We start from the raw sequence: 26830 nt of genomic DNA, 5'->3' as shown, positions 1-26830 counted from the left end.
CACACACAGGACTCCCAAGCAAGAGCTAATAAGTCTGTCTAGGCGTTAAAAATTGTCAGATGCCCCCCTTAATAAGGGGGGATTAAAGGGGGGACTAAGGGGGGATCGGCACCCCCCTTATCAAGGGGGGCAGGGGGGATCGAACCTAAAATCCATTTTTAATTTAATTATAACCAGCTACTTAAGTCTGTCTAGGCACTAGCAACGGTTTGTAACAAAAAGATCCTTGAGAAAGCTAAAAAGATCATTTTAGCCACTGAAAAGCACGCAAAAAGATCCTTGGAGATTTTAAAAAAGACGATCAAAATGCTACCTATTCCTCTATTTTGCAAGTTTATTATGAAAAAAAACAGAGGAATTAAGCCTATGTATTTATCAACTGATCAGATTAAATCACTAACCCAGAGGCTAAAAAATCGCTTGGGGTATGTACCCAAAGAAGCTTGGGTAATTAATCTCGCCATCGAGATAGAAATCTCTCCAAAGCCGTTTTTTAGTGATGGGCAATTAGTCCAGCACTACCGAGAAATTGAACAGCTGCACAGCTAATAAAACCGCCTGAATTTGGTTATTTAACCATTTTCAGGACAGTACAACTTATTTTCTACTGTCATGATACTCAAAAAAACCACCCCAACACAAGCATCGGCTTTAAGGGATAATCCACGCCTAGGGATGCTCCAAATCAGCGATAATCGTCTCGTACAAGCTTTCTTTGACTGGCTAACAGGCTACTACCTTGCTCCCCCTCTCTGGAAAAGCACGCCCTCCTTAGAATTACTCTATGGCATACTCCAGTATATAGGAGGATTAGCGATCGCTCTTAGCCACTGGCAATTAATCCCCCTAGGATGGGTGTTATCCGTAGCTGGAGCGGCTCAATTGCAGGAAATAGCCCACTTTTGCGCCCATAATGCTTTTTTCCCTCAATATCCCACTTATAACCATCTTTTAGGTTGTTTACTTACCTTAATTACCGGGAAAAAGCCCTTTCCATTGTTCAAAAAAGATCACCTATTAATTCACCACCCGCCGAAAAACCTAGCTACCATGAATGACAAGGGGAATACCCCCTACCTAGTAGAAGAGTTAGGTTTTGAATTTGGCCAAGAAGAGGCCTTCTATTGGCAAAATTTGGGCAAGTTATTACTCTCTCCCAAGTTTTACGGAGAAACCTTCCTTGCTCGTCTGACTAATCTTCTTAAAGCTCCCATTAACTACCAAATAGCTACCCTGATTGTGCTTTTCTTGGCCTCTGTTTGTGCGGGTTTAACCCATTCTTGTTTAATCTGCTTACTCTGGGCGCTATTTACCCAACTCGGAACCTATGCAGCCGCACTCTTGCAACAGCTACCGGAGCATAATTGGGCCTATGAAGCTGATGATAATGAGGGAGCTAAATCTCAGGTAATTGGTAAGTCTTTTGCCCTATATCTGGGTGCTTACCCCCCGCGCTCAGACCACTGGTTAGAGTGGTTAAAATGGTCCACGGAATTAGTGGGAGCAGTCTTTATTCGGCTAATCATCCTTCCAGTTAGCCTAGGGGCGCACTGTGTTCACCATGCTACACCAAACGATCACAACTGGGCTAATCAACTATACACCCTAAGAGCTTTTCAGACTGGCTCGGTGAAAGGATGGCAGCGTTATCAATTCCTTGAGGTTTGGGGATACCGAAACGCTTTAAACTACGTCTTTGTCGGTTTTAGTTTAAGGGGAAAAAGCTAAATTAAACTCGGTGTGCAACTATATTTTTAGTCTTGATTTACAACAAGGCTTTCAGAAATCAGCAGAGATTAAAGTATCCTCTGGAACCCTGATTCTGTCCTTTTTAGTTGCACATCGCAAACCTAATTCTATACTCTCTCGCAAGAGTACAAGAGCGACTATCTCAACAATCTGTTATTTTTCGTGCTGTTCGTAGGCTGAGACAATTTTTTGTACTAGGGGATGACGCACCACATCGGCCCGGGATAGGTAACAAAAAGCGATCCCTTCTACTGATTTGAGGATTTTTTGAGCGGCAATTAACCCCGATTCCTGTGGTTGCGGTAAATCGGTTTGAGTAACATCTCCAGTTACTACCATGCGCGAACCGAATCCCAAGCGAGTTAAGACCATTTTTAACTGTGCTGGGGTGGTATTTTGGGCCTCATCAACAATAACAAAAGCATTAGCTAGGGTTCGTCCCCGCATATAAGCTAAGGGAGCTATTTCGATTTTACCCCGTTCCATCAGGTCGGGAATTTTGGCCGCTTCGATAAATTCGTATAAAGCATCGTAGAGGGGACGCAAAAAAGGATCGACTTTTTGCTGTAAATCCCCCGGGAGAAAGCCTAATTTTTCCCCCGCTTCCACGGCCGGCCGGGTGAGGATAATCCGTTCTACTTTATCTTCTAATAAAGCTTGTACGGCCAAAACGGCGGCTAAAAAGGTTTTCCCCGTGCCGGCAGGTCCAATACAAAAGGTGATATCGTGACTTTGAATCGCTTGGATATATTGACGCTGACGGAAGGTTTTTGCCCGAATTAGCTCCCCGCGACGGGTACGAGCGAGAATATCCTGCTGTAGTTCTTTATACTCGCTAGAACGCCCCGTATCGAGGGCATGGATAGCGGTCATAATATCGGCTTCGGCGATTAACTTGGCCTCTTGCCATAAAATACTTAAGGAGCGTACAATCGCTGTGGCACGCTCCACGGGGGTCGGTTGCCCCCCAATCCGCAATTCCATCCCTCTGAGGACTAAATTCGCCCCAGTTTGCCTGGCTATCAATTTGAGGTTAGCTTCTTGATGACCCGCTAAAGCGATCGCACTTTCTGAACTGGGGAATTGAATCGTTTGCCAAGTTTCCGTCATGCTTGGGGCTAAATTATCCTTTGGCTGTTTCTACCACTTTAGCAAAAGCGACGGGATCGAGGACGGCTAATTGGGCCAACATTTTCCGATTGAGGAGGATATTAGCTTTCTTTAATTGTCCGGTCAGTTGGCTGTAACTGATGCCCTGTTGACGAGCCGCGGCGTTAATGCGGGTAATCCAAAGACGACGAAAATCGCGTTTACGTTTGCGACGGTCTCTATAGGCATTCCGCAAGGCCTTCATTACCTGTTGGTTAGCTGTACGGAATAGGCGCGAGTGAGAACCGCGAAAACCTTTGGCTAATTTGAGAACTTTTTTGCGTCGCTTGCGGGCGACATTCCCCCGTTTTACTCTAGACATGATAATCCTTTAGACGATTTTTCTGGAAAATTTACAAATAGGGCAACATTAAGCGCACTTCCTTCTCGTCGCGCTCGTCCACTAGGGTAATCTGGGACAAACGACGGCGCTTGCGTTCGGCACTTTTATGATCGAGTAGGTGATTTTTGAAGGCTTTGCGACGTTTGATTTTTTTGCCGCTTCCCGTGGCCTCGAATCGTTTGGCCGCCGCCTTTCGCGTTTTTAGCTTGGGCATAAACTCCGTTTTGTTAAATCGACACAATCACTAATACTATCACAAATAAAGGACTTTGGGCAAGGAGTGGCCAAAAGATTCCCAGCTTATCCTTACTTTGGCCAGGTCTGTGGGTAGGAATTAAATCAATCGGGAATTTTCCCCCTTCCTTTCGATCGAATCGCTAAGATCCAGATAAAGTCTCGCGTTAACACGCATCTGGAGAAGTTATGGCTAAAACCCTACTAGAACAATTACGGGAATTTACAGTGGTTGTTGCCGATACCGGCGATATCCAAGCGATCGAAGCTTTCACCCCCCAAGATACCACCACTAACCCCTCCCTGATCACGGCCGCGGCCCAAATGCCCCAATATCAGCCGATTGTCGATCAAACCCTGCAAGCGGCCAGAAAAGAATTAGGAGAGCAGGCCACTCCGGAAGATGTGGCCACACTAGCTTTTGATCGCCTAGCCATCGGTTTTGGTCTGCAAATCCTGCAAATCGTCCCTGGCCGCGTCTCCACCGAAGTGGATGCTCGTCTTTCCTACGATACCCAAGCTACCATCGACAAGGCCCGTTATCTCATTTCCCAGTATGAACAAGCGGGTATCTCTAGAGAAAGAGTCTTAATTAAAATTGCCTCGACTTGGGAAGGGATTAAAGCCGCAGAAGTCCTCGAAAAAGAAGGAATTCACTGTAATTTAACCCTATTATTCGGGTTCCATCAGGCGATCGCCTGTGCGGAAGCGGGAGTAACCTTAATTTCTCCCTTTGTCGGTCGGATTCTCGATTGGTATAAAAAAGAAACCGGTAAAGACTACGTTGGCGCTGAAGATCCCGGGGTCCAATCCGTTACCCAGATCTATAACTACTATAAAAAGTTTGGCTATAAAACCGAAGTTATGGGGGCAAGTTTCCGCAATATCGGCGAAATTTGCGAGTTAGCTGGTTGTGATCTTTTAACCATTTCCCCGAAACTTCTCGAACAATTGCAAGGGACAGAAGCCGATTTACCCCGTAAGCTCGATCCAGCACAGGCCGCAACCCTTGATATTGTCAAAATTGCCATGGATCACGCGACTTTTGAAAAAATGCACGCCGAAGATGCCATGGCTTCCGAAAAACTAGCGGAAGGTATTCAAGGTTTTACCAAAGCTTTAGAATTGTTGGAACAATTGCTGATTCAACGTTTAACCCAGTTGGAAGGTCAGTCAACCCTAGAACACGCCGCCGAAGATATTTTCCGAGTCTATGATCATGATGGGGATGGTTTCATCACCCGGGAAGAATGGGCGGGAACCGATGCGGTATTCGATGCGATCGATATTAACCATGATGGGAAAATTTCTCCCGATGAGATCGCTGTCGGTTTAGGTGCAGCCTTTCGTTTAGTGGAAGCTTGACTCTCCCCCGCTAAACCTAGCGGGGGATTCTTGGTTCATAGGCTCTTGACTAGATCAAACAGGTTTAACTGAACGACCCCCGCCAGACCGCCTCCGCAAGCGTTTTCTAACACGGTCAGTCCGACCGCGTTTTTTCCTCGGTTCTCGATTACCTTCGCTGATGCCGTATCTCTTGGTTCGATGTGGCCGCAAGAATCGCACCGGTGAACTCTTTCCGATAACGACTTTTTACCAGTAAATGCGCCACAATTGGGACACTCCTGTGAAGTTCCGTTTTTATCGACCTTAAGATAATATTTTCCCCGTTTCCAAACAACCAATGGTAAGTACCTAGGCAAAATTATTTACACATGACGATCATTGCCCCGTAAGGGTTTTAGCTCGATCGGGCAGGTAATTAATTTTGCATGACTACTTAGTATCTCGTTAATAAAACTACCAATGCCTGAATCCAGAGATTGTTTTCTAACGATCCCTCTAGACCAGGAAATGAAGTTAATATCTTCGACAAAGATATTATCAGCGAGATCGCAAAGGTAATGAGCTAGTTTAAAGTGCCAATCTCTACGAGTATTAGACACTTTCTCGTGTAATCTTGCTATCTTCTCTTGGAGTTTTAACCAACTGTTTGAGCCTTTGACTTTATGTTTCAAGCGTCTTTGTAAGTAGGGAGGCACAATTATTTGTAGGATGGGTTAGCGGTAGCGTAACCCATGCGGGCGTTGGGTTTCATACTTCAACCCAACCTACGTTCATCTTATATTTAATTCCACCCACCTACTTAGCAATTTAAGCTTACTCTGTACTTTCAACAAAAATCGAGGGGCTTTGATTAAATCTCCTCGTGAAGTAGCCACAAAACTCTCAATCCCCGCGTCAATTCCTAAACAGGTCTTCCCTACTGTCATATCGGGAACTAATTCCGTAGATTGGAAGGAAACCGAAACGTAAAATCCCGACGCTTTTTGGATAATTCGAGCTTGTTTAGGCTCAAACCCAGACGGGTACTTTCTGGATTTCCTAATCCGAATTTTTCCCAATTGTGGAAAATTTAAGTATTCGTCACCTAAGAAGTTTATTGTAGGGGGTCTAAGTGGGTTTTAGCCTAACTGCCCAATCAAACAACAATCTTAAGCTTGATCTCCTCAGTCGTCAACAGTGATACAATTGCCGTCATAGCTAGGGGTGTCTGGGATAATCAGGCTGAGAAAGACCCTTAGAACCTGAGACTGGGTAATTCCAGCGTAGGGAAGCTGTTTACAGAGGAAATAAAATTATGAGACAAGAATGGGTTGCCCCCCGGCGCGGACAAGCAAATGTATCGCAAATGCACTACGCCCGTCAGGGGATAATTACCGAAGAGATGACGTATGTGGCAAAACGGGAAAATCTCTCTCCCGAATTGATTCGCAGCGAAATCGCCCGAGGAAGACTGATTATTCCCGCTAATATCAATCACCTCAACCTCGAACCCATGGCGATCGGTATTGCTTCTAAGTGTAAAGTTAATGCTAATATCGGGGCTTCCCCTAACTCCTCGAATATTAACGAAGAACTGGAAAAATTACACCTAGCGGTCAAATACGGCGCGGATACGGTGATGGATCTTTCCACCGGTGGCGGTAATTTGGACGAAATTCGCACCGCGATTATCAATGCTTCTCCGGTCCCCATCGGTACTGTACCCATCTATCAAGCGGTGGAAAGCGTTCACGGCAATATTGAAAAACTCACCCCCGAAGATTTCCTCCACATTATCGAAAAACACGCCGGGCAAGGGGTAGATTACATGACGATTCATGCGGGAATCCTCATCGAACACCTGCCTTTAGTCAAAACCCGTCTGACCGGGATTGTCTCCCGGGGTGGTGGTATTATTGCTAAGTGGATGTTACACCACCATAAGCAAAATCCTCTCTACACCCATTTCGATGAAATTATCGAGATTTTCAAGCGTTATGACGTTTCTTTTAGTCTCGGTGACTCCCTACGTCCCGGTTGTACCCACGATGCTTCTGATGCGGCCCAATTAGCGGAATTGAAAACCCTCGGCCAACTGACGCGCCGCGCTTGGGAACACGATGTACAGGTGATGGTGGAAGGACCTGGCCATGTTCCCATGGATCAAATTGAATTTAATGTGAAAAAACAAATGGAGGAGTGTAGCGAAGCACCCTTCTATGTTCTTGGTCCCCTTGTCACTGATATTGCCCCAGGGTACGATCATATCACTTCGGCGATCGGGGCGGCTCTGGCGGGTTGGTACGGGACGGCGATGTTATGTTATGTCACTCCGAAAGAACATCTCGGTTTACCCAACGCTGAAGATGTGCGAAATGGCTTAATTGCCTACAAAATAGCGGCTCATGCGGCAGATATCGCCCGTCATCGTCCCGGGGCGCGTGATCGTGACGACGAACTCTCCATTGCTCGTTATAATTTCGATTGGAATCGTCAATTTCAGTTATCCTTGGATCCCGATCGCGCTAAGGAATACCACGATGAGACTTTACCCGCAGATATCTATAAGACTGCGGAGTTTTGTTCGATGTGTGGACCGAAATTCTGTCCTATGCAAACTAAGGTCGATGCCGATGCAATTACGGAATTAGAGAAGTTTCTCGCTAGTCAGAATCAAGACAATTTAACCCCAGTTTAAAGGGGAGTTATGGGAAGGGCTGATTTGATTTCAGCCCTATTCCTAGGATAAAAGTCAAAATTATGGGAATAGCCGTCATTTTTTTGACTAATTGACCCGTTTTTCTAGATATTGACCGATCATCAATTCTTGACCAGCGCGAGAGATAATAGTTTGTCGGGTGCGATATTGTTGACCGATGAGTTTAATTTCTTCTTCAAAGACAGAACCGGCGTATTCTGTTCTCAGACAGAGAGTAGAGGGGTTAGGAAAGGTATAAATGGCACTAACGGGTTTATCCGTCGCAAATCCCCGATCGCGATAGAGAATATTATCTAAAATACCGAATATGGTGGAACCGTTGGAGGGTTTTTTACTCTGGGGACGGAGATAATTACTTTGCCAAGTCACTTCCGTGCCACCTAATAAAGTTGTATCTTCCAGATTATGTAAACGGGCCAGTTGAATTAATGGTTCGCTGCCTTGGGGTAAATATTTAATCTCGATGGCGCTGATAACTTCTTGGGGTTCCGTTTCTTGGGTGAGGGTGTAATAACGTCTCTGGGATTGCCAGCGTCCTTCTGTCTGCTTAAAAAAGGCTAAAGCCAAAGTTTCTAGCGATAATTGGGCGGTTTGAATTAATGTCATAGAAATAAAACCTTTCCTGTTTTTTGGGAGAGCAGATTTGTTATCCTTTGTCAAGAGTTTGCCAGAGAATTGTTACACATCTTAATACAATTATAACCTTGCGGGGAAATTAAGTGGTAGGGGTGTTGAGGGAGATAATTGGGAAAAAGTCGCACAGATACAGCAGTTACAGGGAAAAAAGGGAATAAGATTGCTAAAACCTGCCAGCTTATCCTAGTTAGGGCTTGCTGAATAAATGTGAAATGTAGGCAAGGTAAGAGTTTTGTGGCTTTTCTCGCGGAACAGGTGCAAGATTTTGAGAGAATCGTCCTTCAAAACATTGCGTCTTCATCGGCCCGCGTCCTGTAGGGGCGAAGCATTCGGGCAATAACCTATCGGTGAAACCATAGATTTTCTATCCGAATGCTTCGCCCCTACTTTTTCAGCAAACCCTAGTTAATTCCATCTACCCTTATCTATCGATTAATTCTGTCAAATTGGCTACAGTCAGGCCGAGGTTCTTCCCCCAACCCCTTTTTTACTTTTTACTTTTCACCCGATCTACCCGGTCTTGGTATTGTTAAAAATATAGAACCTCCGAACAAGGTCTCAACTCCGTGCAGTTAAAACAAGTAATCATCGCTCACAAGGCCAACCATCCCCAAAGTAAAGCATGGGCGGAAAAATGCGCTAAACAGTTAGAAGCCCGTCAGTGTAAAGTTTTAATGGGACCCAGTGGCTTTAAAGATAATCCCTATCCAGTATTTTTAGCCTCAGCATCGGAAAAAATCGACCTTGCCATCGTTTTGGGGGGAGATGGAACCATTTTGGCCGCTGCTCGCTATTTAGCCCACGAAGACATTCCAATTTTAGCGGTGAATGTTGGCGGCCATCTGGGATTTTTAACGGAACCTTTGGAGATTTTCCAAGATACGGAGACGGTCTGGGAGCGTTTACAATCCGATCACTATGCGGTACAACAACGGATGATGTTAATGGCCAGAATCTATGAAGGGGATAAAAGAAACCCGCAGCCAGTGAGCGAGGCATTTTATGCCCTGAATGAGATGTGTGTGAAACCCGCTAGTATCGATAGGATGCCCACCTCAATCCTCGAAATCGAAGTGGACGGGGAAGTAGTAGATCAGTACCAAGGGGACGGTTTATTAGTGGCTACTCCCACGGGATCCACCTGTTACACCGCTTCCGCTAATGGTCCGATTATACACCCCGGCATGGAAGCGATCGCTGTCACCCCGATTTGTCCCTTGAGTCTCTCCAGTCGGCCGATTGTCATTCCCCCGGCATCTCTGGTTAGTATTTGGCCTCTGGGAGACTACGAATTAAATACTAAACTCTGGATGGATGGCGCTTTAGCTACTTCCATTTGGCCCGGGCAATGGGTGGGAGTTACTAAAGCCGAAAAATTCGCCCAATTTATTATCCTGCGGGAAAGTTATTCTTTTTATCAGACTCTACAGGAAAAATTGCAATGGGCCGGGGCAAGAATTCACTATGATGGCAATCGTCATAATTAGGGTTTGTTGAATAAATGTGAAATGTAGGCAAGGTAAGGGTTTTGTGGCTTTTCTGGCGAAACAGGTGCAAGATTTTGAGAGAATCGTGCTTCCAAACCTTGCGTCTTCATCGGCCCGCGTCCCGTAGGGGCGAAGCATTCGGGCAATAACCTATCGGTGAAACCGGAGATTTTCTATCCGAATGCTTCGCCCGTACTTTTTCAGCAGACCCTAATTAGAGTTTGCTGAAAAAAATTTTCTGGGGAAAGTGCCTGATGAGCTTGGTTTTCCCCAGGATAGGGACTACGATCAAGTTTTTAAATTCTCCCAAGTGGATTGATAGGTGTTGCCTAAATCTGCCTTGGGATGATTAAAAATCGAATAGAGAGCCAATTTGACTCGATCGATAATCAATAACCAGACTAGGGCATAGAGCCAGCTTTTTGCCACTCCCTCAAAACCGATCGGGGCGATCAGGATTCCGAACATTGAGATCAGCGAAGATATAATGACCGAGATGCCAGTAGCGATCGCTAGAGGTTTAGCAGGGGCCAAGGACCAAAACGCACCTTTTGCCCGCACCGAATAGAGAGTCATCATCCCTAAGAGAGCGATATTGAGGAAAATATAGGTTTGCACCTTGTCAGGAGTCATTCCCCATACCCGGCCCGCTAGATAGTACAGTAGGAAAGTGGCAATGACGTTGACCACTCCCAAAACCGAAGCGATGGTGAGAACTTTCGGCATATCCCAAGCTTGGGGTACTTTCGATATCTTGGCATTATCGTAGGCGATCGTCATGATCGCTCCATCGTTAAGAATTGCTAAGAAAACGATCATAATTGCCGTAATCGGGTAGGAATTAAAGAACAGAATCGCCAAAGTGGTAAAAACGAGAATCTGAATTGTGGCGATGATCCGGTAGAGAACATAACTGGTCATCCGCTCAAAAATCTGACGACTTAACCTAATTGCATCGACGATTACCGATAAACCGGGGGTAAGGAGAACTATATCGGCCGCCGCCCGGGCCGCATCCGTCGCCCCGGAAACCGCAATCCCCGCATCGGCTTTTTTCAGCGCCGGCGCATCGTTGACCCCATCTCCGGTCATACCGACAATGTGATTAGTTTTCTGCAAGACATCGACGATATGATATTTGTCCTCCGGGAACACTTGCCCGAAACCATCGGCGCCGAGAATCTGTTCATCGAAAATTTGGGTCTGAAACCCCGTCGTTCTACGACGGCTTTACTGTTAAATATGAGCATCGTTTACGAAATATATGCTAAAATGTGAGGTATGGAAAAAGCCTACTCGTTTCGATTTTACCCCACACCAACACAAGAGTCGCTATTGCGGCGCACATTGGGCTGTGTAAGATTAGTTTACAATAAAGCTCTCCACGAACGAACACAAGCTTGGTACGAAAAGCAAGAAAGAGTAGGCTACGCTCAAACTTCTTCAATGTTGACCGATTGGAAAAAGCAGGAAGAATTAGACTTTTTAAACGAAGTTAGCTGTGTACCTTTACAACAAGGGTTAAGACATTTACAAACAGCTTTTACTAATTTCTTTGCTGGTCGTACTAAGTATCCTAACTTTAAGAAAAAACATCAGGGAGGAAGTGCCGAATTTACCAAATCTGCTTTTAAATTTCAAGACAGACAAATCTATTTAGCCAAATGCACAGAACCTTTACCTATTCGATGGTCAAGACAAATACCAGACGGATGTGAACCAAGCACAGTAACAGTCAGATTACATCCGTCTGGACGTTGGCATATTTCAATTAGATTTGATGACCCAACGATTAAGCCTTTACCAGTAACAGATAAAGCCATTGGAATTGACTTAGGAATTAGTAGCCTCGTGATTACCAGCGATGGCGACAAAGTGTCTAATCCCAAGCATTTTAAAAAGCATTATCGGAGACTGCGAAAGGCACAAAAAAATCTTTCTAGAAAACAGAAAGGCTCAAATAATCGAGAAAAAGCAAGAATCAAAGTAGCAAGGATTCACGCTCAAATCACCGATAGTAGAAAAGACCATTTACATAAGCTAACCACTCAATTAGTTCGTGAAAACCAAACGATTGTGGTTGAGAATTTAGCCGTTAAGAATCTGGTCAAAAACCCGAAATTATCTCAGGCAATATCTGATGTAAGCTGGGGAGAAATAACTCGACAATTAGCCTATAAATGCCGTTGGTATGGGAGAAACTACATCGAAATAGATAGATGGTTTCCTAGCTCTAAAAGATGTAGTAATTGCGGGTATATTGCTGAAAAAATGCCGTTAAATATTCGAGAATGGGACTGTCCAGACTGTGGGACTCACCATGACCGAGATATTAACGCTAGTAAAAATATTTTGGCCGCAGGGCTTGCGGTGTCAGTCTGTAGAGCGACCATAAGACCAGAACAGAGTAAATCTGTTAAGGCAGGTGCGAAAAATCCTTCGGGAAAGAAGCAGAAACCTAAATCGTGAGGTTTGGGAATCACCGTCCGTTCACGGCGGTGAGGATGTCAACGAGGGTTCCTAGCTGATTGGGGGGGACTTCCCGAAAAATTTTGGCATCGAGGATATTGTTACCTAAACCCAATTGTCGGGCGGTTTCCTTAGCGATTAACACCTGATCCCCCGTGATCATCTTGACGGGAACCCCTAATTTTAGGGCGGTTTGTAGGGTTAATTGGGAATCAACCCGTGGTGGATCGAATAGGGAAATAATGCCCAAGAATTGCCATTGACCTTGGGGGTTGGTTTTTGCCACTCCTAGGGCGCGATAGCCTTTTTTGGCGTAATCTTCGATGATTTGATTCACCGTCCCTTCGATTTCCTCTTTATTGTAGGCTAGATCGAGCATTACCTGCGGTGCGCCCTTACTGGTTTTAAAAGTCTCACCATCGGCGGTGGTAATATCGGCTTCGGTGCGTTTAGCGACGGGATCGAAGGGGGTAAAGTGGGTGACTTGATAGCGATCGAGTACCGTGGCATCTTTTAAACCGGCGAGAATAGTTTTATCGATCGGATCGTCATCGCTAGTTTGGGAAGCGAGGGAAGCGGTGAGAATTAGATCGTCGGCGCTGATCCCCGGCAGGGTGTAGGGATCGCCTAAACTAAGCTGATTAAGGGTGAGAGTGCCGGTTTTATCGGAACAGAGCATATTCATGCCCGCTAGTTCCTCGATCGCCGCCAAGCGTGTCACCACGGCGTTTTTATCCGCTAGTGCCTTTGCCCCTACCGACATACTGACGGAGAGAACTGTGGGCAAGGCGACGGGAACAGAAGCAATGGTGAGAACGAGACAGAATTTCAGCAAGCGGATCACTTCTACGCCCTGTTTATCGACAATACCGTTATAAAGACGGTAAACAACGATAATAGCGATTAAAATCAGGGCAATGACGATGAGAAAGTCACCGATTTTGAGGACTGATTTCTGGAAATGGCTGACGTTTTCGGTACTGGCTACCAGTTTAGCGGTACGACCGAAAAAGGTATTACTGCCGGTCCCGTTAACTATGGCCTCAGCTTGACCTTTTTTCACCACTGAACCTGAGTACACTTGTTCGCCAGAACTGCGATCCACGGGTAAGGATTCCCCCGTTAGGGCAGCTTGGTCGATTTTGACGGGATCCCCCGGCAGCAGTCGGGCATCGGCCGGCAGCACATCGCCGATCTTGATCCGGATCACGTCTCCGGGTACTAATTCCCTAGCGGGGACGGAAACAAATTTGCCGTCTCTTTTGGCATCGGCATTGAGGGCGAGTTGCGCTTTCAAGGCAGCCACCGCATCCCCGGCGGTTTTTTCCTCGAAGTAGCCGATCAAACCGTTAGCCACCAGTAGAATGGCGATAATCACGAAGTCCACCCAATCACCGACGATAGCGGAAAAAATTACCGCCGCTTCAATCATCCAGGAAAAGGGATTCCAAAAGTAGGAAAGGAATTTGATCAGGGGGCTGACTTTTTTCTCGGCAATCTCGTTATAACCGTCGCTATTGAGGCGATTTTTTGCTTCACTGGTGGTGAGACCATCGGGAGATGTTTTCAGTTGGATCATTAAATCTCGCATGGAGATTTTTGAGAGATCGTTGGTCGGTTTATCGGTAGTATTGGTCATCTCTGGTTAATTTTTCAGCAATATACAGTAATTGCTCGGCTTTTTCAACGCTTTCATTCTAGGGCAACTTTTGCAAATGATCTCTAGTTTTATAATTTTCTCAGGTCAGTTCGGGTTAAGTAGGGAGGCACAATTATTTGTAGGATGGGTTAGCGGTAGCGTAAACTATGCGGGCGTTGGGTTTCATGCTTCAACCCAACCTACGTTCATTTTATATTTAATTCCACCCACCCACTTAGGCACTCATACAAGAGGCACTCATACAAGAGGCAAAGGGCAAAAGGCAAAAGGCAAGGGGCAAGAGGGGGAATAAATAATCAGTCTTTAATAACCAGATTTAGTATTACCGGTTCTTCGGTTTGTGTTATGCAATGGACGGGGGTTATAAGGGATGGAACCTTTATATAGAAAGGCATTTAGCGATTTTTGTCAATTGTTTTTGCTCTAGAGCGAACTAATCAATTAAATCTCTTACCAGATAAAGATTTAGTCGATTTATGCCCCCCTATCGAACCATACCAAGTAACGAAGAACCGTATTACCTAAGCAAAAAAAGGAAGAAATTAGCACTAATTTCTTCCTTTTATATAAAGGCTGCTAAATTTTGTCAATTTTTTGACAAAATTGCCACTTTATGGTAATGATTTGGGTCATTTTTGTCCCGTAAATTTTAAATTTCATCCCATCCAGTTAAGCCAGAAGACATAACGTAACTGGTCACGGTTGCTTCAAAAAAGTTCGCTTTGGTGTGGCCTTCTTTTTTGGTATCGGAGAAGCGTTCCAGATGGTTATAGGGACTTTTGTTATACTTTTCTTCCCTGTATAAAGGCTCAAGTCCGATCGCTTTCAGTCGAATATTAGCGAGGTATTTGGTGTACTGTTCGGTACTGTATTCGGTAATACCTAAAATGTCGTTGCCAACAATGTGATTTGTCCAGCGACATTCGTGTTTAACGGCCGTATCGAACATCTCATAAATCTGTTCAACGGAATGGGAAAAAGTTGCCATGGCTTCGGGAATAAGTTTCTGATACAAACGGACGTGACTTAATTCGTCCCGGTTGATCATTTTGAAAACGTCAGCACTACCGGACATTAGCTGTCGAGAAGCGAGATTATAGAAAAAGATGACGCAACTACCCATCCTTTCAGAGTGGGGCTAGAACATACCATTATCTTCTTGAACCTTTTATAGCGTATTTACCAAGAAGATACTCACCCTCTGTTCGTTGAACCTTCCCCTTTAAAATAGAGGCTTGGCTGCTGATTACCCATTGTTTTTAATAACTGCCTTACGGCTTTTATTAAATCCCTTAACTTTTTTCTGCTCTCGCTCCTTTACGCTTATCTTTTCAGACTTCGCTTTGGCATAAGGGCTTTAGGGCTTCCCAGCAATTTGGCGAGTTTTAACTAACACCTCACGATGCTAGTGGGCTACCTCATTATTTAACCCGTTATAAAAATACAAACTCTCTAGCAAATAATCGGCAAGAAGAGCGATAAAATAGCTTTCAGTAGTTTGTTTATCGATATATTGCTGGTAGAGACTAGCAATAAATTCACAGCGATCTCTGAGAACTTTATCGGTGCGCCAAAAGTCATAAACTTCGCCTCGGCGATCCGAGGGAATAATTGTTTCAATTAAGTATTGATAACTTTGATTGTGCATGGCTTCTTGAGAAATTTGTTCCGCCATACAAAGACTAATTTCTGGCGCGGTGACGCTACCTTTTAGGTGGGGAATATTACAGGTTTGCACGGAATCAAGAAAAGTTAGATAGGATAAAATACCATCATAAGCATACCTTTCTTCGTCGGTAAGATGCCCGTATTCAGTCACGTCTTGAGTGATATCTAAGCGTTGCGGAATCCAGAAATTTTCCCGCATTTGTTGATATAAACCCACCGCCCAGGTGTAGCGGACATCGTTTAATTGCATCAGGTTGGTGGTGTTACCAAACCAGATCGAACGGTTTTCGATCGCATCATCTCCCGCAGGATTGAAGATCGGGGAAATGGGCATCGAATGGCAAGTATTAACTAAATGTAAGGACATGATTACTTGAATCTTATGGCACTTCTAGGTTATAGTAGGTTTTTGGTAAAAAGTCAAATGTTTTGATTAGGGATAAATTCAAAATCTAGGGCTTCTGCCAAAGTAAATGGGCAATTCTTCGGGAATTTCTCTAGGTTTATCCCTGTTTCAATAGCGGCTTTTTTTCTGGCTTTATTATAGCATTTTTTTAAATCTTCTTCTGTTAAAAAACTCTTAAGACTAGGGCTATTTTCTAAATCTTCTTCGATTCTCTCTCGATGCTCAAAAAGGGTTAATGCCCAGCTTCTGGTTTGTTTTTCTGGCTCTTGTAAGTATTTTAGTAAATGCCATAAAATCACAGTCAGATTGCTTTTTAATGCTTTCTGTTGATTGATAGACATAGATTTTATTTCGTCAATTAAATTTTCTAAATCTAAATCAGAAAACTGATTATTTTCCAGTAAATTAATGGTTTTCTCTAGCCAGAGATAGTAGTCTTTTTCGTATAAGTTCTTTTCCATAATTATCCCCATTATTTTGATATTTCAGGAAACCAATCCTCATTTAAAGCTTGTTCTATAGTGCAAATTGGAGCTAAACTGACCAAATTTTCAGCCATTCCCGATAATTCGATAAAAGAAATACGAGCTTCTTGAAAAGAGTTATCAAAAATTTCAATCAGATAAGGCTGTAAACTAGGACTATCGGCAATAATTCTTTTTATGGCACGACGGAAATTCCTGATTTCATTTTTCCATCCTCTTTGATTATATTCTAATTCCGATTGCCAGTAAACCAGTTTTAGCAAATGTTCTAATAAGCGAGTTAAATAACTTTCTAAACTTCGTTTCTCGCTTTTACCCATGCTGCTAATTTCTTCAATTAAATTCTCTAAATCTAAATCAGAAAACTGATGATTTTCTAGTAAAGATATGGTTTTCTCTAACCAGAGATAGTAATCTTTTTCGTATAAGTTCCTTTCCATAATTATCCCCATTATTTTGATATTTCAGGAAACCAATCTTCATTTAACGCCTGTTCTATAGTGCAAATTGGAGCTAAACTGACCAAATTTTCAGCCATTCCAGATAAATCCAGAAACAATTTACGGGCATTTTGATAACAGGACGAGAAAATTTCCGATAGATAGGGCTTTAAACTGGGACTGTCTTCAATAATTTGTTTAATTTGTAGGCGAAAGTTACGGATTTCATTTTTCCATCCTCTTTGATTATATTCTAATTCCGACTGCCAGTAAACCAGTTTTAGCAAATGTTCTAATAACCGAGTTAAATAACTCTTTAAGCTTTGTCGTTGACTTTTGCCCATGTCGCTAATCTCCTCGATGAGATTATCTAAATCCAAATCAGAAAACTGATGATTTTCTAGTAAAGATCTGGTTTCCTCTATCCAGAGATAGTAATCCTGTTCGTATAAATCACTCTTCATTGCTTAATCCTCTCCGAGAAACTCAGGAAACCAATTTTCATCTAAAATTTGGTCAATTGATCCAATAGGTGTAGCACTTAAAAGTCTTTTATCGATGCCAGAACCTTCGACGAATAGATGGCAAGCATCCTCATAACATTGCTCAAGAATCTCGGTGAGGTAAGATGCTAAGTTTGTATTATAAGTTCCATCCTTTTTGTTGCTAATAATTCTTTTTATTTGAATGCGAAAATTTAAAATCTCCCGTCGCCACTTGTTTTTATTGTAATCGCGCTTAGATTGCCAATAAGTTAATTTAAGTAAATGTTCCAAGAGTTTAGTTAGTAAACTCTCTAACTGCTGACGTTCTCTTCTGGACATATCTTTGATTTCTTCAATTAAATTTTCTAAATCCAACTCAGAAAACTGGCGATTTTCTAGTAAAGATATGGTTTTCTCTAACCAAAGATAGTAATCCTGTTCGTATAAGTTCGTTTCCATAGTCCCTCACCTTAGTTAACTATAATCCAACCAAATCATCAATTATTATTATCCTCATATTCAGGAAACCAATCATCATCCAAAGCTTGGGCAAGAGTGAGAATTTTTTCCCTGGGCAAAGTATTGATTTTTACTCCCATTTTTCTAGCTAGGATACGAAGGGCTGACTGATAACATTTATCAAAACTATTCTCTAGATAGGACTTTAAACTTGGATTATCATCAAGAACTTCCCATAAATCAATTCTAAAAATAGTAATTTCTCCTTGCCAGTGATTAGCATTATATTGGCTTTCCGATTGCCAATAAGCGAGTTGCAGCAAATGTTGGATTATTCTAGTCAATAAACTTGTTAAGGTATGTTTTTCCTTGATACCCATACTTTTAATCTCCTCGATGAGATTATCTAAATCTAAATCGGAAAATTGATGATTTTCTAGTAAAGATATGGTTTTCTCTATCCAGAGATAGTAATCCTGTTCGTATAAAGTCTTATCCATAGCTGTGATTAGGTGATCAATAAAACTCATTTTATCAGTCCTAATCTTTGATGTAAAAAAATTAAGGTGGGCATTGCCCACCGAAGTTAACCTTAATTAGCGCAACTAGAACAACTATCGTCAGACTCTCGAAAATTGTCCTTTTGTACGGTACGGATATAATAAATCGCTTTACACCCCAATTCCCAGGCCATAACTAGGGTATCAAAGATATCTTTGGCAGTGAGACAACGGTTGGGTTCTTCGGGGAAATAAACCCCTTCATTGAGGTTGAATAATAACTCCATAGAAATCCCCGTATCGATCCATTCTTGCATAGTAGCGATCGCTTTCACCACTTGCTGCTGTTCGAGATTTTTATTCTCTGGATAAAACCAGAAAGCTTCTTCAATAAAAGGTGGTGCGATGGGAACGGTTCCCTTTGCCCATTTATCGTAGAAAAAGCGACTATAAACCGGCAAAACACTGGCAGTACATCCCTGTACCAAACTAGAGGAAGTATTAGGAGCAATGGCGGTAATATGGGAATTACGGATGCCAAATCGTTGAATATCTTCGGCTAATTGTTGCCATCTTTGCGGTTGCACCGCGTTATTTAAAAACCATTCCACTGGTTTTGCTCCGATTAATTTACCTTGACTCCATTCGCTACCCAAGAAAGCTTGATAAGCACCGCGTTCTTTGGCTAATTCCATCGAGGAATAGGTACACCAATAGCCAATTTCTTCAAATAAATTACTAATTTCTGACAGGTTATTGTAGGATAATTTCCGTTTAGCTAACCAGTCAGCCAATCCCATCGCCCCTACCCCAATAGTGCGATATTTATCGTTGTGGTTTTTAGCATTATCAAAGGGAGGATTAGTGATATCGATGGTATTGTCGAGAATCCTGACAGCGATTTGACAATTAGACTCGATTTCTTCCCTGTCGATATTGGCTAAATTAAGGCTAACTAAATTACAGCAATGGGCAGTTTTATCGGGGGTGACATTGCTAAAAGATTCGGTGCATTGTCCTGTTAGAATGCCGTTAAACATTCCCAGATGACGCTTGGGTTCTGTAAAACAGTAGGTGTCATCTCGACGACAGGTTAACTCTACCGATTCAATGCGGATAAACTGAGTTGCCGAACGTTGGGGTTCTTTTAAAGTCCATTGTAAGCGATGGGTTTTAAGTCCCAATTGACCAAGTTGAAATAGTCCGACAGAATTAATCAGTAAACGATATTTTGGTTGACAGAGATATTCTTGATAATTTCCCTTTCCATTTGGCATCAATTTATAGCCACCGTCATCCATAAAAGTAACTTTGGAATCAACTCCTAAAGTCTGTAACATTAGGCGAATATCGAGCAAAAATTGCCGGTTAACAGCAGCAATCTGGAGAGACTCGTTAGAACCATTGCGGGCAACTGTTCCATCGGCATCAAGTAAACCAGCTAACCATTCTAAACGAGATTTAATTGTGTAACCATTGAGAGGAACTGTAAATTTACTGGGAATATCTAACGGGAGTTTACAGACGATCCGATCTTGTTTACTGTCATGATATACCCCTAGGGTATCGGTTTCTTTTCTCCAAAAAGTACCTTTTTCAATAGAGCCATTTCCCCGATATTTGTTACGAATAGCCAATAAGGGAAGTAACTCTTTTTTAACTCCGTATAGGTCAACTTCTGGCATTCCATTGTTTCCGTAACTCCCATCTCCAGAAAAGAATCCTGCGGTGTAGGCGTAGGGAAAGTCAAGATCATTTTCTGACTGGATGAGAGGCAGCTGGTATTTAATTAATTTATCTCCTTGTTTGAGGTCTTTTGCCTCCACAATTTCCACGGTTCCCTTGTAGTTTTTCTGAACGTAAAACTTATGGTAGTAAGTACATTCTAATGCCTCTCCGTTAGAGAAATTGACCTTTAATAAAGGCTGGTTTTCTCCAGTCTTTTTAACTAATACTTCTGACCACTCCAATCCATTCCAGACATTAACATATTCCCCCACCAAATCAGCGATTGCTATTTGTCCTCGGTCAGTGAGAATTTTTGTTTCTCCCGCGACGCATAAATTTACACCGGGGATGTAGCCATCGTGTTTATTAGGATTAGCGCGATTAATGGTATCTTTGAAAGCAATGTAGGGCATTCCTGTTTCTACTTGGGAACGCATGATACTTTTAAATAAGTCCCGGGCATTGATTTTTTTATAGAGGAGAATCTCTTGATCTAAATTAGCTTCTACTAAACGATAGGCCTCTTCAAATTCTTCCCCCCATAGTTCCGCTAATTCTATACCTAATTTATTGCGAACTTCGTAGGGATCTACTAATGTCCACTCGGCTTTAGTTATCACCCGACGCATAAATTCATCGGTGATAACTAATTGGGGAAAAACATCATAAGCTTTGCGTCTTTGATCACCGTTTTCTGTCTGCATTTCCAGAAATTCTGGCACATCTAAATGCCAGATGTCAACACCGATAGTTACTGCCCCGGCTCGTCTTCCCCCCTGATTTACTGCAATAGCTGTATCGTTGAGTAATTTAATCCAAGGAATAATCCCCCCGGAAGCATTAGCTTTCCCCATTACCCAGCTACCAGTGGCACGGATTCTACTCATATTCACCCCGACACCGCCACCATTTTTGGAGATGCGGGCAGCATTAGTAATCTCGCCGAAAATGCTTTCTAAACTGTCGTCAATGGAAAGTATAAAACAACTGGTTAGGGAACCTTTAGGTGTGCGTAAATTGGCTAAAATTGGGGTGGCAAGAGAGATTTTTCTTTGAGCAATCCCTTGATAAAATTTCTTCGCCCAGTGGAGTCTATTAGCCGGTTCTTCCACAGTGGCAAGCAGTAGGGAACAGGTTAATAATGCCTCTTGGGGTAACTCATTTTTGAGTAAATAACGGCTAGTGATTAACAATGCCCCTGCGTAATCATAATCGATGTCCCAATCGGGATTAATCCAAGAACCGGCTTCTTTTAATTCTGCTTCGGAATAGATGAGAATCCTTTCGTCGTACAGCCGATTTTTAACTTGAGTTTTGACAGTTTTCTCGTAATTTCCGTACTGATAACCCCGGACTACTAAGGTATCTTTCCACAGACTCCAAATATGCAATCTTCCCGCCACATAGCGCCAATCCGGTTCCTCGGGACTACACATTTCTAGGGCGCAATTAATTAAATTATCCTGTATTTCCCTGGTGGTAATCCCATCCCGCAGGCGCGTGGTTAAACCCGCTTCTAAGGCGATTGAATTGACTTTTTTGCCTTCACAAGCCCACTCTACCACGTCGCGAATTTTGCCGATATTTAAGCTTGTGGTGGAACCATCGCGCCGAATCACTCTAATTCCATGGCTGCCCATATTAGCTAAAGGGGTAGAACGAAAGGGTATTACTTCGTTATTTTTGTGAATGGAGACGGTAGTAGTCAAGGGCTTTGATTGCATAATTAGGAAATTGCGGCGTTAAAAAATTTGACAAATTAATCTATTTGTACTAGAGTATTCTATCAGATTTTCTGGGAAAACACAACATCTAGCGTGTTAAATAATCTTATCACTCTATATATGGTATAGCCAGGATTATTTTGTTCCCTAAAAACAGTGTTTTGGCTGACATTTTCTGGAAAAAATTCTTGATTTTCCTGAAAAATGTAGTTCTTTTGTATGCTTGACAAAAAGCTTTTTCTTTGGTAGGAAAAACAGATTGACAAAATATTTTTGATCCGATTCTGCTTGACTGCTGAGGAGGTTGTGGTCAGACTTTAGCCAATGGCTGATAGCTTATGGGTATAGTTTTGTTCTTAAGTATACTTTGCACGGCTGCAACTTGCATTTTTTACTCAAGGACAATAATATAGTTTAAGAGCCATAATTAGAAGCAAAGCACTCATTAAAAACATGATTAACCTAGAATTCACGGAAGAAGAAAAGAACTCACTGTATTATGAAAGATTTCATCATCCCCATCCCCGGGTTCAACTGAAGATGGAAGTTCTCTGGTTAAAAAGCCAAAAGATACCGCACCAAAAAATTTGTCAGTTAGCAGGAATCTCGCCAAATACCTTATTAACCTATCTTCGAGATTATCAAGAGGGCGGAATAGAAAAATTAAAAGAAATCAACTTCTATCGCCCTAAAAGTGAATTAGAGTTTCAAAAAGAAACCCTCAAAAAATACTTCGAGAAAAATCCACCAGCCACAATAAATGAAGCTGTATATAGGATAGAAGAATTGACGGGAATAAAACGAAGTCCTACCCAAGTGAGAAAATTTTTAAAATCAATGGGAATGAAATGTTTAAAAGTAGGTTCTCTTCCTTCTAAAGCTGACCCAGATGAACAAGAGGACTACAAAGAAAAAAAGCTAGAACCCAGACTAAATGAGGCAAAAGAAGGAAAAAGGGCTGTTTTTTTTGTTGATGCCGCTCACTTCGTCATGGGAGCATTTCTCGGTTTTGTTTGGTGTTTTGAGAGACTTTTTGTTAAGTCACCGAGCGGGCGTAAACGCTTCAATGTTTTAGGAGCATTAAATGCAATAACTCATGAAGTTATTCTGGTAACATATGAAACTTATATTACGGCAACTCAAGTCTGTGAACTCCGGTCAAAAATAGCTGCTTTAGGACTAATGATTCCCATCACTCTAGTCTTAGATAATGCCCGCTATCAAAAATGTAAAATTGTTGAAGAATTGGCTCTTTCTTTGTCAATAGAGCTGCTCTATCTGCCGTCTTATTCACCTAATCTAAATTTAATTGAAAGGCTGTGGAAATTGGTCAAAAAGAAATGTTTATATGGTAAATATTATGAAAACTTTTCTGACTTTTCTTCAGCCATTTATGAATGTTTGAATGATGCCCATCTGAAACATAAAAAAGAACTGGATTCCTTGCTGACTCTACGATTTCAGAAGTTTAATAAATCTCAGATTATGAACGTCTAAAGTCTACATAAGTAGAAAGGCACAATGGTGGTGATGGTGGTGATTCGGTAGTAGTAATGGCGGCTTAATCCGGCTCTTCGTTACTTGTTATGGTTCGATAGGGGGGCATAAATCGACTAAATCCTTATCTGGCAAAAGATTTAATTGATTAGTTCGCTCTAGATCGAAAACAATTGACAAAAATCAGCAAATGTCTTTCTCTATAAGGGTTTTATCCCTTATAACTCCTGTCCATTGCATAACACAAACCGAAGAACCAGTTAACGCACCTTTTGAGTGGAATACTAGAAACCCTTCTGCGGTAATTATGGCCAAATTGAGGGGGTGTTTAACTGATGGAAGTAGGATAGAGGAGGGTGCGGAACCGCAGGAAGCGGTATGATTAATAAGTACCTAGGCAAAATTATTTACACATGACGATCATTGCCCCGTAAGGGTTTTAGCTCGATCGGGCAGGTAATTAATTTTGCATGACTACTTAGTTAGTCCAGGAATTTTTAGAGAGAATGAAGACCTTAGAAGAAACTATTGCACAGGCTATGGATTGCCAAGATAAGTCAATCTTACCTTTTCTTCCATATATTTTACAGGACTTCTGGGAAATAGGCTCTTCTGCAAATTCTATTCTTAAAATTGTCAAAGCACATACAAATAATTATTCTGAATTAAATGTACTAGATCTAGGCTGCGGCAAAGGTGCAGTCTCGATAAAATTGTCAATTGAACTGGATTGCTACTGCCTCGGAATCGATGCAATACCAGAATTTATTGAAATCGCTAATAAAAAAGCTAGAGAAGAAGCAATTACTTCAAGGTGTAAATTTATTTCAGGAGACGCACGAGAAATAATCAAGACATTAAACCAATTTAATCTAATTATCCTCGGCTCGATCGGTCCTGTATTTGGAAATTATTTTCAAACTATGACTATCTTAAAAAAAAATCTGACAAAAGATGGTCTAATTATCTTGGATGATGGATATTTTGAAGATGATCAACCCTATAAGCATGAATTTATAATCAAAAAAAGTATGCTGTTAAAACAAATCGAGAAAGCTGGCATGAAATTAATAAAAGAATATACAGAAACTGAAATAAATCAAAATGATGAGTATGAAATGCAGTTTAATTATCTTAAGCAAAGATGCCAAGAATTAGCGGTACAATATCCAGACAAAAAATATTTATTTGATCATTATATTGAAAAACAAAGAGCCGAGTATAACAATCTAGAAAATATAATTACTTGTGCAACAATGGTAATTCAAAATAAATAATTTTGGACTAACATCGCCTTCAGTCTGACCCCGCATCATCAGTTGATTGCGATGCCGAAGGCACTGCCAAAAACTCGATGACCGGTTCGAGAAGGCTGGACTCGGCTAAAGTAGGATGGAGGTTCTGAATCGTTTGTATTCTTTCAGGTTAACCCCCCCCTTCTTTTCTGATACCGATGAGGTTAATTATCATCGGTCAAGCGTCAAAACATCTAGGCTTTGCCTTGATCCCAGTAATGTAAACTTTGATTATAGAGAAAGACTTCTAGCTCCGATCCGATGTTACATTAATAATTGAAGCTAAAAAAAAAGGTTCTTCCTTACTTGGTATGGTTCGATAGGGTGGCATAACGACGATAACAGCGATCGACCTGAACGCTCATATTTCCTAGAGTAGAGAACAAGGGAGTTAGGCAATTGCAACTAAGGTTCAATGCTTCTCCAACCAGTCCCAAGTAGTGGGGGGAAATACCTGAGAATCGATAAACTGATCGCTGTTTGCGGGTGATGCTAGGCGTTGGACAAAAGCGAGATTATAGAAGGGATTATGGAAACTTGGACGCGATCAATTGACATCGAGGAGATAGCAAAACGCCATGGGTCTCCTCTCTACATACTGAACGTCGGTCAGCTTCGTCGGAACCTGTCCCACTTTGTGGAGCTTGTCGGCAGTCCATCTCAGGTTGCCTACCCGATCAAGGCTAATCCGTCGATGGCGATTCTGAATGAACTGGCATCCCTGGGATGCTCCGCAGACTGCTCTTCTAAATATGAAGTTGAGTTGGCCCTTTCTTGCGGATTCCCGTTGAATCGGATCACATACAACAGTCCGGCGCCCGACCACCAGCTAATGGTAGATCTCCTCGATGGAGGCTCAACAGTAGTTGCTGACTCCCAAGCTATATTAGATGACCTTCAACATAAGCTTTATGGCAAGGATTGGAGTGGGAACTTGCTGGTTCGAGTTAACCCAGAAAAACCGGTGGAGTATTTCCACAATACTGATTGGCAGGATCTGGTTTCTCACGCCTCGCCTAACAGTAAGTTTGGCATCCCATCCGAGGAATTGCCAGATGCTCTGGCCAGTTGCAAACTACCTATAGCTGGTTTGCATATCCATATTGGAACTCAGATGGATAATGTATCGGCATTTAATAATTCGGTTCAGTTTATTCATCATTTGAAAAACTTAATCGAAGCCAGCTCGAATCATTGCATGAGAAAACTAAATCTTGGCGGTGGGTTTGGCATTGACTTCCATGACGGGCAACAGTTTCCAACAATCCCAGAGTACACAGAAGCATTAAAGAAACACTTGTTACCCGGTATTGAGTACATAGTCGAGCCTGGACACGCACTGGTTGGTAATGCCGTCGCCTTGTTGACTCGTATCCGCGAGCTTAAGCAGATGCGGGGCAGACGTTGGGCTATTGTTGATGTTGGCTCCGACCAGCTAATCAAGGTGACTCTCCTCTCATGGAGCCACCAAATTATTGATCGCAATCATCGCACCCTGCCTACTCAAGGGAACGATGCTATTGGAGGGCCACTTTGTTTTGCCGGCGATATATTGCTACCATCGACCAATTTAGAAGGCCAGAGTCCTGGGGATCCATTGTTAATCCAACACGCAGGAGCATATTGCTATTCAGTAAGCAATCACTTTAATGGGTTTCACGGGCCCGGGCATATAACCATAGATGAAATGGGTCAAATAGAAACGGCTTACGCTGCTGAGGACGTATTTGCCGATCACAGTTTCTTGGGATTTTCCAGGCCGACGCACCCCCCTTCAGAAGTGCTAGATCATGAAATTGATCTCGATATCATTGAAAGACTAAGCAGTGACTATCTCAAGCAGGGAGAATCTTCAGATGGCTACGCATTTACCAGAGTCCAACTCATAGCGCCAAGAACTTTGCAGTTCATGGTGAAGGCGAAGAGTTCTTTAGGGGCGATATCAATCCCATTCGCCGTCCGCATCGCCTCGGATGCCACAATCATTTCAGCTTTGTATCTTGTCGGCAAACAGGCCAAAGATGTTTCAGTTTGGGGAACAAGAACATATTTGAAGTCAGACACGATAATTCGTACCAGCCAGCCATTGAGACTGGTTGTATATATAGCGCCCAAATCAAGCCTCCCTGTGGATAAGCATACTACTCACCTATCTCACTGGGACCTCGGCAACGGGAAGTTTAAGGGATCGTTCCGATTCACTTTATAAAGTTCTTTTCGTTGCCTTGCTCACGATATTTACACAAGCAGCTCGGCACTGTGTTTCTATGATGCCATCAACTTTTAGCTATCACCTTGAGGGTGGGAGCTTTTTCTTGCTTTAGCGGCAGTTTGTCTTTTTCCCTAGCGGTGATTGCTTCTTTGGTCTGTT

21 protein-coding genes, 4 pseudogenes and 1 riboswitch are annotated in these 26830 nt (G+C 42.5%); of the genes and pseudogenes, 9 read left to right on the top strand and 16 right to left on the bottom strand.

The genetic code is table 11. The features are described from left to right. Positions 1 to 366: 366 nt before the first annotated feature. Together VL20_RS10965 and VL20_RS10960 are read left to right on the top strand one after the other, a co-directional pair. Positions 367 to 549 (top strand): hypothetical protein, encoded by a 183-nt coding sequence (locus tag VL20_RS10965; protein WP_128575192.1) that lies wholly within the window; start codon positions 367 to 369, stop codon positions 547 to 549. 63 nt (positions 550 to 612) lie between these two features. Then, positions 613 to 1728, top strand: a complete 1116-nt coding sequence (locus tag VL20_RS10960; protein ID WP_052276526.1) for a fatty acid desaturase — start codon at positions 613 to 615, stop codon at positions 1726 to 1728. A gap of 174 nt (positions 1729 to 1902) precedes the next feature. On the opposite strand, the gene VL20_RS10955 is transcribed toward VL20_RS10960, so the two are convergent. The 3 genes from VL20_RS10955 to rpmI are packed head-to-tail and all read right to left on the bottom strand — an operon-like array spanning position 1903 to position 3455. After that, a complete protein-coding gene (locus VL20_RS10955; RefSeq protein WP_052276525.1) occupies positions 1903 to 2859 on the bottom strand; it encodes a PhoH family protein in 957 nt (318 codons plus the stop codon). A 13-nt stretch (positions 2860 to 2872) separates the two neighbouring features. Beyond that, positions 2873 to 3220 carry a 50S ribosomal protein L20 gene (gene rplT / locus VL20_RS10950; protein WP_002739593.1) on the bottom strand — a complete coding sequence of 116 codons (348 nt, stop codon included), beginning with the start codon at positions 3218 to 3220 and terminating at the stop codon, positions 2873 to 2875. Between the two features lie 31 nt (positions 3221 to 3251). Next, on the bottom strand, positions 3252 to 3455 hold the full coding sequence (gene rpmI / locus VL20_RS10945) for a 50S ribosomal protein L35 (protein ID WP_002740108.1): 204 nt from the start codon (positions 3453 to 3455) through the stop codon (positions 3252 to 3254). Between the two features lie 209 nt (positions 3456 to 3664). Between rpmI and VL20_RS10940 the strand changes: the two genes are divergently transcribed. Then, positions 3665 to 4840 (top strand): transaldolase, encoded by a 1176-nt coding sequence (locus VL20_RS10940; RefSeq protein ID WP_052276524.1) that lies wholly within the window; start codon positions 3665 to 3667, stop codon positions 4838 to 4840. A gap of 35 nt (positions 4841 to 4875) precedes the next feature. Here VL20_RS10940 and VL20_RS28185 read toward each other — a convergent pair. Continuing rightward, positions 4876 to 5505: pseudogene (locus VL20_RS28185) on the bottom strand (RNA-guided endonuclease InsQ/TnpB family protein); the annotation flags it as partial. A gap of 120 nt (positions 5506 to 5625) precedes the next feature. Beyond that, positions 5626 to 5925 (bottom strand): annotated as a pseudogene (locus VL20_RS10925) (RNA-guided endonuclease TnpB family protein); the annotation flags it as partial. A gap of 86 nt (positions 5926 to 6011) precedes the next feature. Further along, positions 6012 to 6108: riboswitch (TPP riboswitch) on the top strand. Between the two features lie 8 nt (positions 6109 to 6116). Between VL20_RS10925 and thiC the strand changes: the two are divergent. Further along, complete coding sequence (gene thiC / locus VL20_RS10920; RefSeq protein ID WP_002751876.1) at positions 6117 to 7499, top strand: phosphomethylpyrimidine synthase; 1383 nt, start codon at positions 6117 to 6119, stop codon at positions 7497 to 7499. An 87-nt stretch (positions 7500 to 7586) separates the two neighbouring features. On the opposite strand, the gene VL20_RS10915 is transcribed toward thiC, so the two are convergent. Then, positions 7587 to 8126 carry a phycobiliprotein lyase gene (locus tag VL20_RS10915; RefSeq protein WP_002738011.1) on the bottom strand — a complete coding sequence of 180 codons (540 nt, stop codon included), beginning with the start codon at positions 8124 to 8126 and terminating at the stop codon, positions 7587 to 7589. A gap of 596 nt (positions 8127 to 8722) precedes the next feature. Between VL20_RS10915 and VL20_RS10910 the strand changes: the two genes are divergently transcribed. Continuing rightward, entirely contained in the window at positions 8723 to 9643 is a 921-nt protein-coding gene (locus tag VL20_RS10910) for an NAD(+) kinase (RefSeq protein ID WP_052276520.1), read from the top strand. A 288-nt stretch (positions 9644 to 9931) separates the two neighbouring features. Here VL20_RS10910 and VL20_RS10905 read toward each other — a convergent pair whose 3' ends face one another. Further along, entirely contained in the window at positions 9932 to 10798 is an 867-nt protein-coding gene (locus VL20_RS10905; RefSeq protein WP_353734424.1) for an HAD-IC family P-type ATPase, read from the bottom strand. Positions 10799 to 10924: 126 nt separating this feature from the next. On the opposite strand from VL20_RS10905, the gene VL20_RS10900 reads away from it, so the two are divergent. Beyond that, positions 10925 to 12112, top strand: a complete 1188-nt coding sequence (locus VL20_RS10900) for an RNA-guided endonuclease InsQ/TnpB family protein (RefSeq protein WP_052276519.1) — start codon at positions 10925 to 10927, stop codon at positions 12110 to 12112. A gap of 10 nt (positions 12113 to 12122) precedes the next feature. Here the strand turns inward: VL20_RS10900 and VL20_RS10895 are convergent, their stop codons facing one another. The 9 genes and pseudogenes from VL20_RS10895 to VL20_RS10850 all read right to left on the bottom strand — a co-directional run bounded on the left by VL20_RS10895 (position 12123) and on the right by VL20_RS10850 (position 21667). After that, positions 12123 to 13751 carry a plasma-membrane proton-efflux P-type ATPase gene (locus VL20_RS10895; protein ID WP_052276518.1) on the bottom strand — a complete coding sequence of 543 codons (1629 nt, stop codon included), beginning with the start codon at positions 13749 to 13751 and terminating at the stop codon, positions 12123 to 12125. 670 nt (positions 13752 to 14421) lie between these two features. Next, positions 14422 to 14936: pseudogene (locus tag VL20_RS10885) on the bottom strand (ribonucleotide-diphosphate reductase subunit beta); the annotation flags it as partial. Positions 14937 to 15207: 271 nt separating this feature from the next. Further along, positions 15208 to 15807: pseudogene (locus VL20_RS10880) on the bottom strand (ribonucleotide-diphosphate reductase subunit beta); the annotation flags it as partial. 53 nt (positions 15808 to 15860) lie between these two features. Next, positions 15861 to 16307 (bottom strand): DUF29 domain-containing protein, encoded by a 447-nt coding sequence (locus VL20_RS10875; RefSeq protein ID WP_052278441.1) that lies wholly within the window; start codon positions 16305 to 16307, stop codon positions 15861 to 15863. 11 nt (positions 16308 to 16318) lie between these two features. After that, positions 16319 to 16771 (bottom strand): DUF29 domain-containing protein, encoded by a 453-nt coding sequence (locus tag VL20_RS10870; protein ID WP_052278440.1) that lies wholly within the window; start codon positions 16769 to 16771, stop codon positions 16319 to 16321. Positions 16772 to 16782: 11 nt separating this feature from the next. Further along, the gene (locus VL20_RS10865) at positions 16783 to 17235 is read right to left on the bottom strand and encodes a DUF29 domain-containing protein (protein WP_052276516.1); all 453 of its coding nucleotides are present in this window, start codon (positions 17233 to 17235) and stop codon (positions 16783 to 16785) included. A 3-nt stretch (positions 17236 to 17238) separates the two neighbouring features. Further along, the gene (locus VL20_RS10860) at positions 17239 to 17715 is read right to left on the bottom strand and encodes a DUF29 domain-containing protein (RefSeq protein WP_052276515.1); all 477 of its coding nucleotides are present in this window, start codon (positions 17713 to 17715) and stop codon (positions 17239 to 17241) included. A gap of 38 nt (positions 17716 to 17753) precedes the next feature. Continuing rightward, positions 17754 to 18245, bottom strand: a complete 492-nt coding sequence (locus VL20_RS10855; RefSeq protein WP_081417905.1) for a DUF29 domain-containing protein — start codon at positions 18243 to 18245, stop codon at positions 17754 to 17756. A gap of 62 nt (positions 18246 to 18307) precedes the next feature. Next, positions 18308 to 21667, bottom strand: a complete 3360-nt coding sequence (locus tag VL20_RS10850; RefSeq protein WP_052276514.1) for a ribonucleotide reductase N-terminal alpha domain-containing protein — start codon at positions 21665 to 21667, stop codon at positions 18308 to 18310. A gap of 453 nt (positions 21668 to 22120) precedes the next feature. Here VL20_RS10850 and VL20_RS10845 point away from each other — a divergent pair, with 453 nt between their 5' ends. The 3 genes from VL20_RS10845 (at position 22121) to VL20_RS10830 (ending at position 26668) form a co-directional block, all read left to right on the top strand. Further along, positions 22121 to 23164 (top strand): IS630 family transposase, encoded by a 1044-nt coding sequence (locus VL20_RS10845; RefSeq protein ID WP_052275234.1) that lies wholly within the window; start codon positions 22121 to 22123, stop codon positions 23162 to 23164. 506 nt (positions 23165 to 23670) lie between these two features. Beyond that, positions 23671 to 24441: a class I SAM-dependent methyltransferase gene (locus VL20_RS10835; RefSeq protein WP_052276512.1), complete on the top strand. Its 771-nt coding sequence runs from the start codon at positions 23671 to 23673 to the stop codon at positions 24439 to 24441. 547 nt (positions 24442 to 24988) lie between these two features. Then, the gene (locus VL20_RS10830; RefSeq protein WP_052278438.1) at positions 24989 to 26668 is read left to right on the top strand and encodes a diaminopimelate decarboxylase family protein; all 1680 of its coding nucleotides are present in this window, start codon (positions 24989 to 24991) and stop codon (positions 26666 to 26668) included. Positions 26669 to 26830: the final 162 nt, after the last annotated feature.

The sequence above is a fragment of the Microcystis panniformis FACHB-1757 genome (assembly GCF_001264245.1).
Taxonomy (GTDB): domain Bacteria; phylum Cyanobacteriota; class Cyanobacteriia; order Cyanobacteriales; family Microcystaceae; genus Microcystis; species Microcystis panniformis.
The sequence above is the reverse complement of the archived record's forward strand: the minus strand, read 5'-3'. Positions and strand labels throughout refer to the sequence as shown.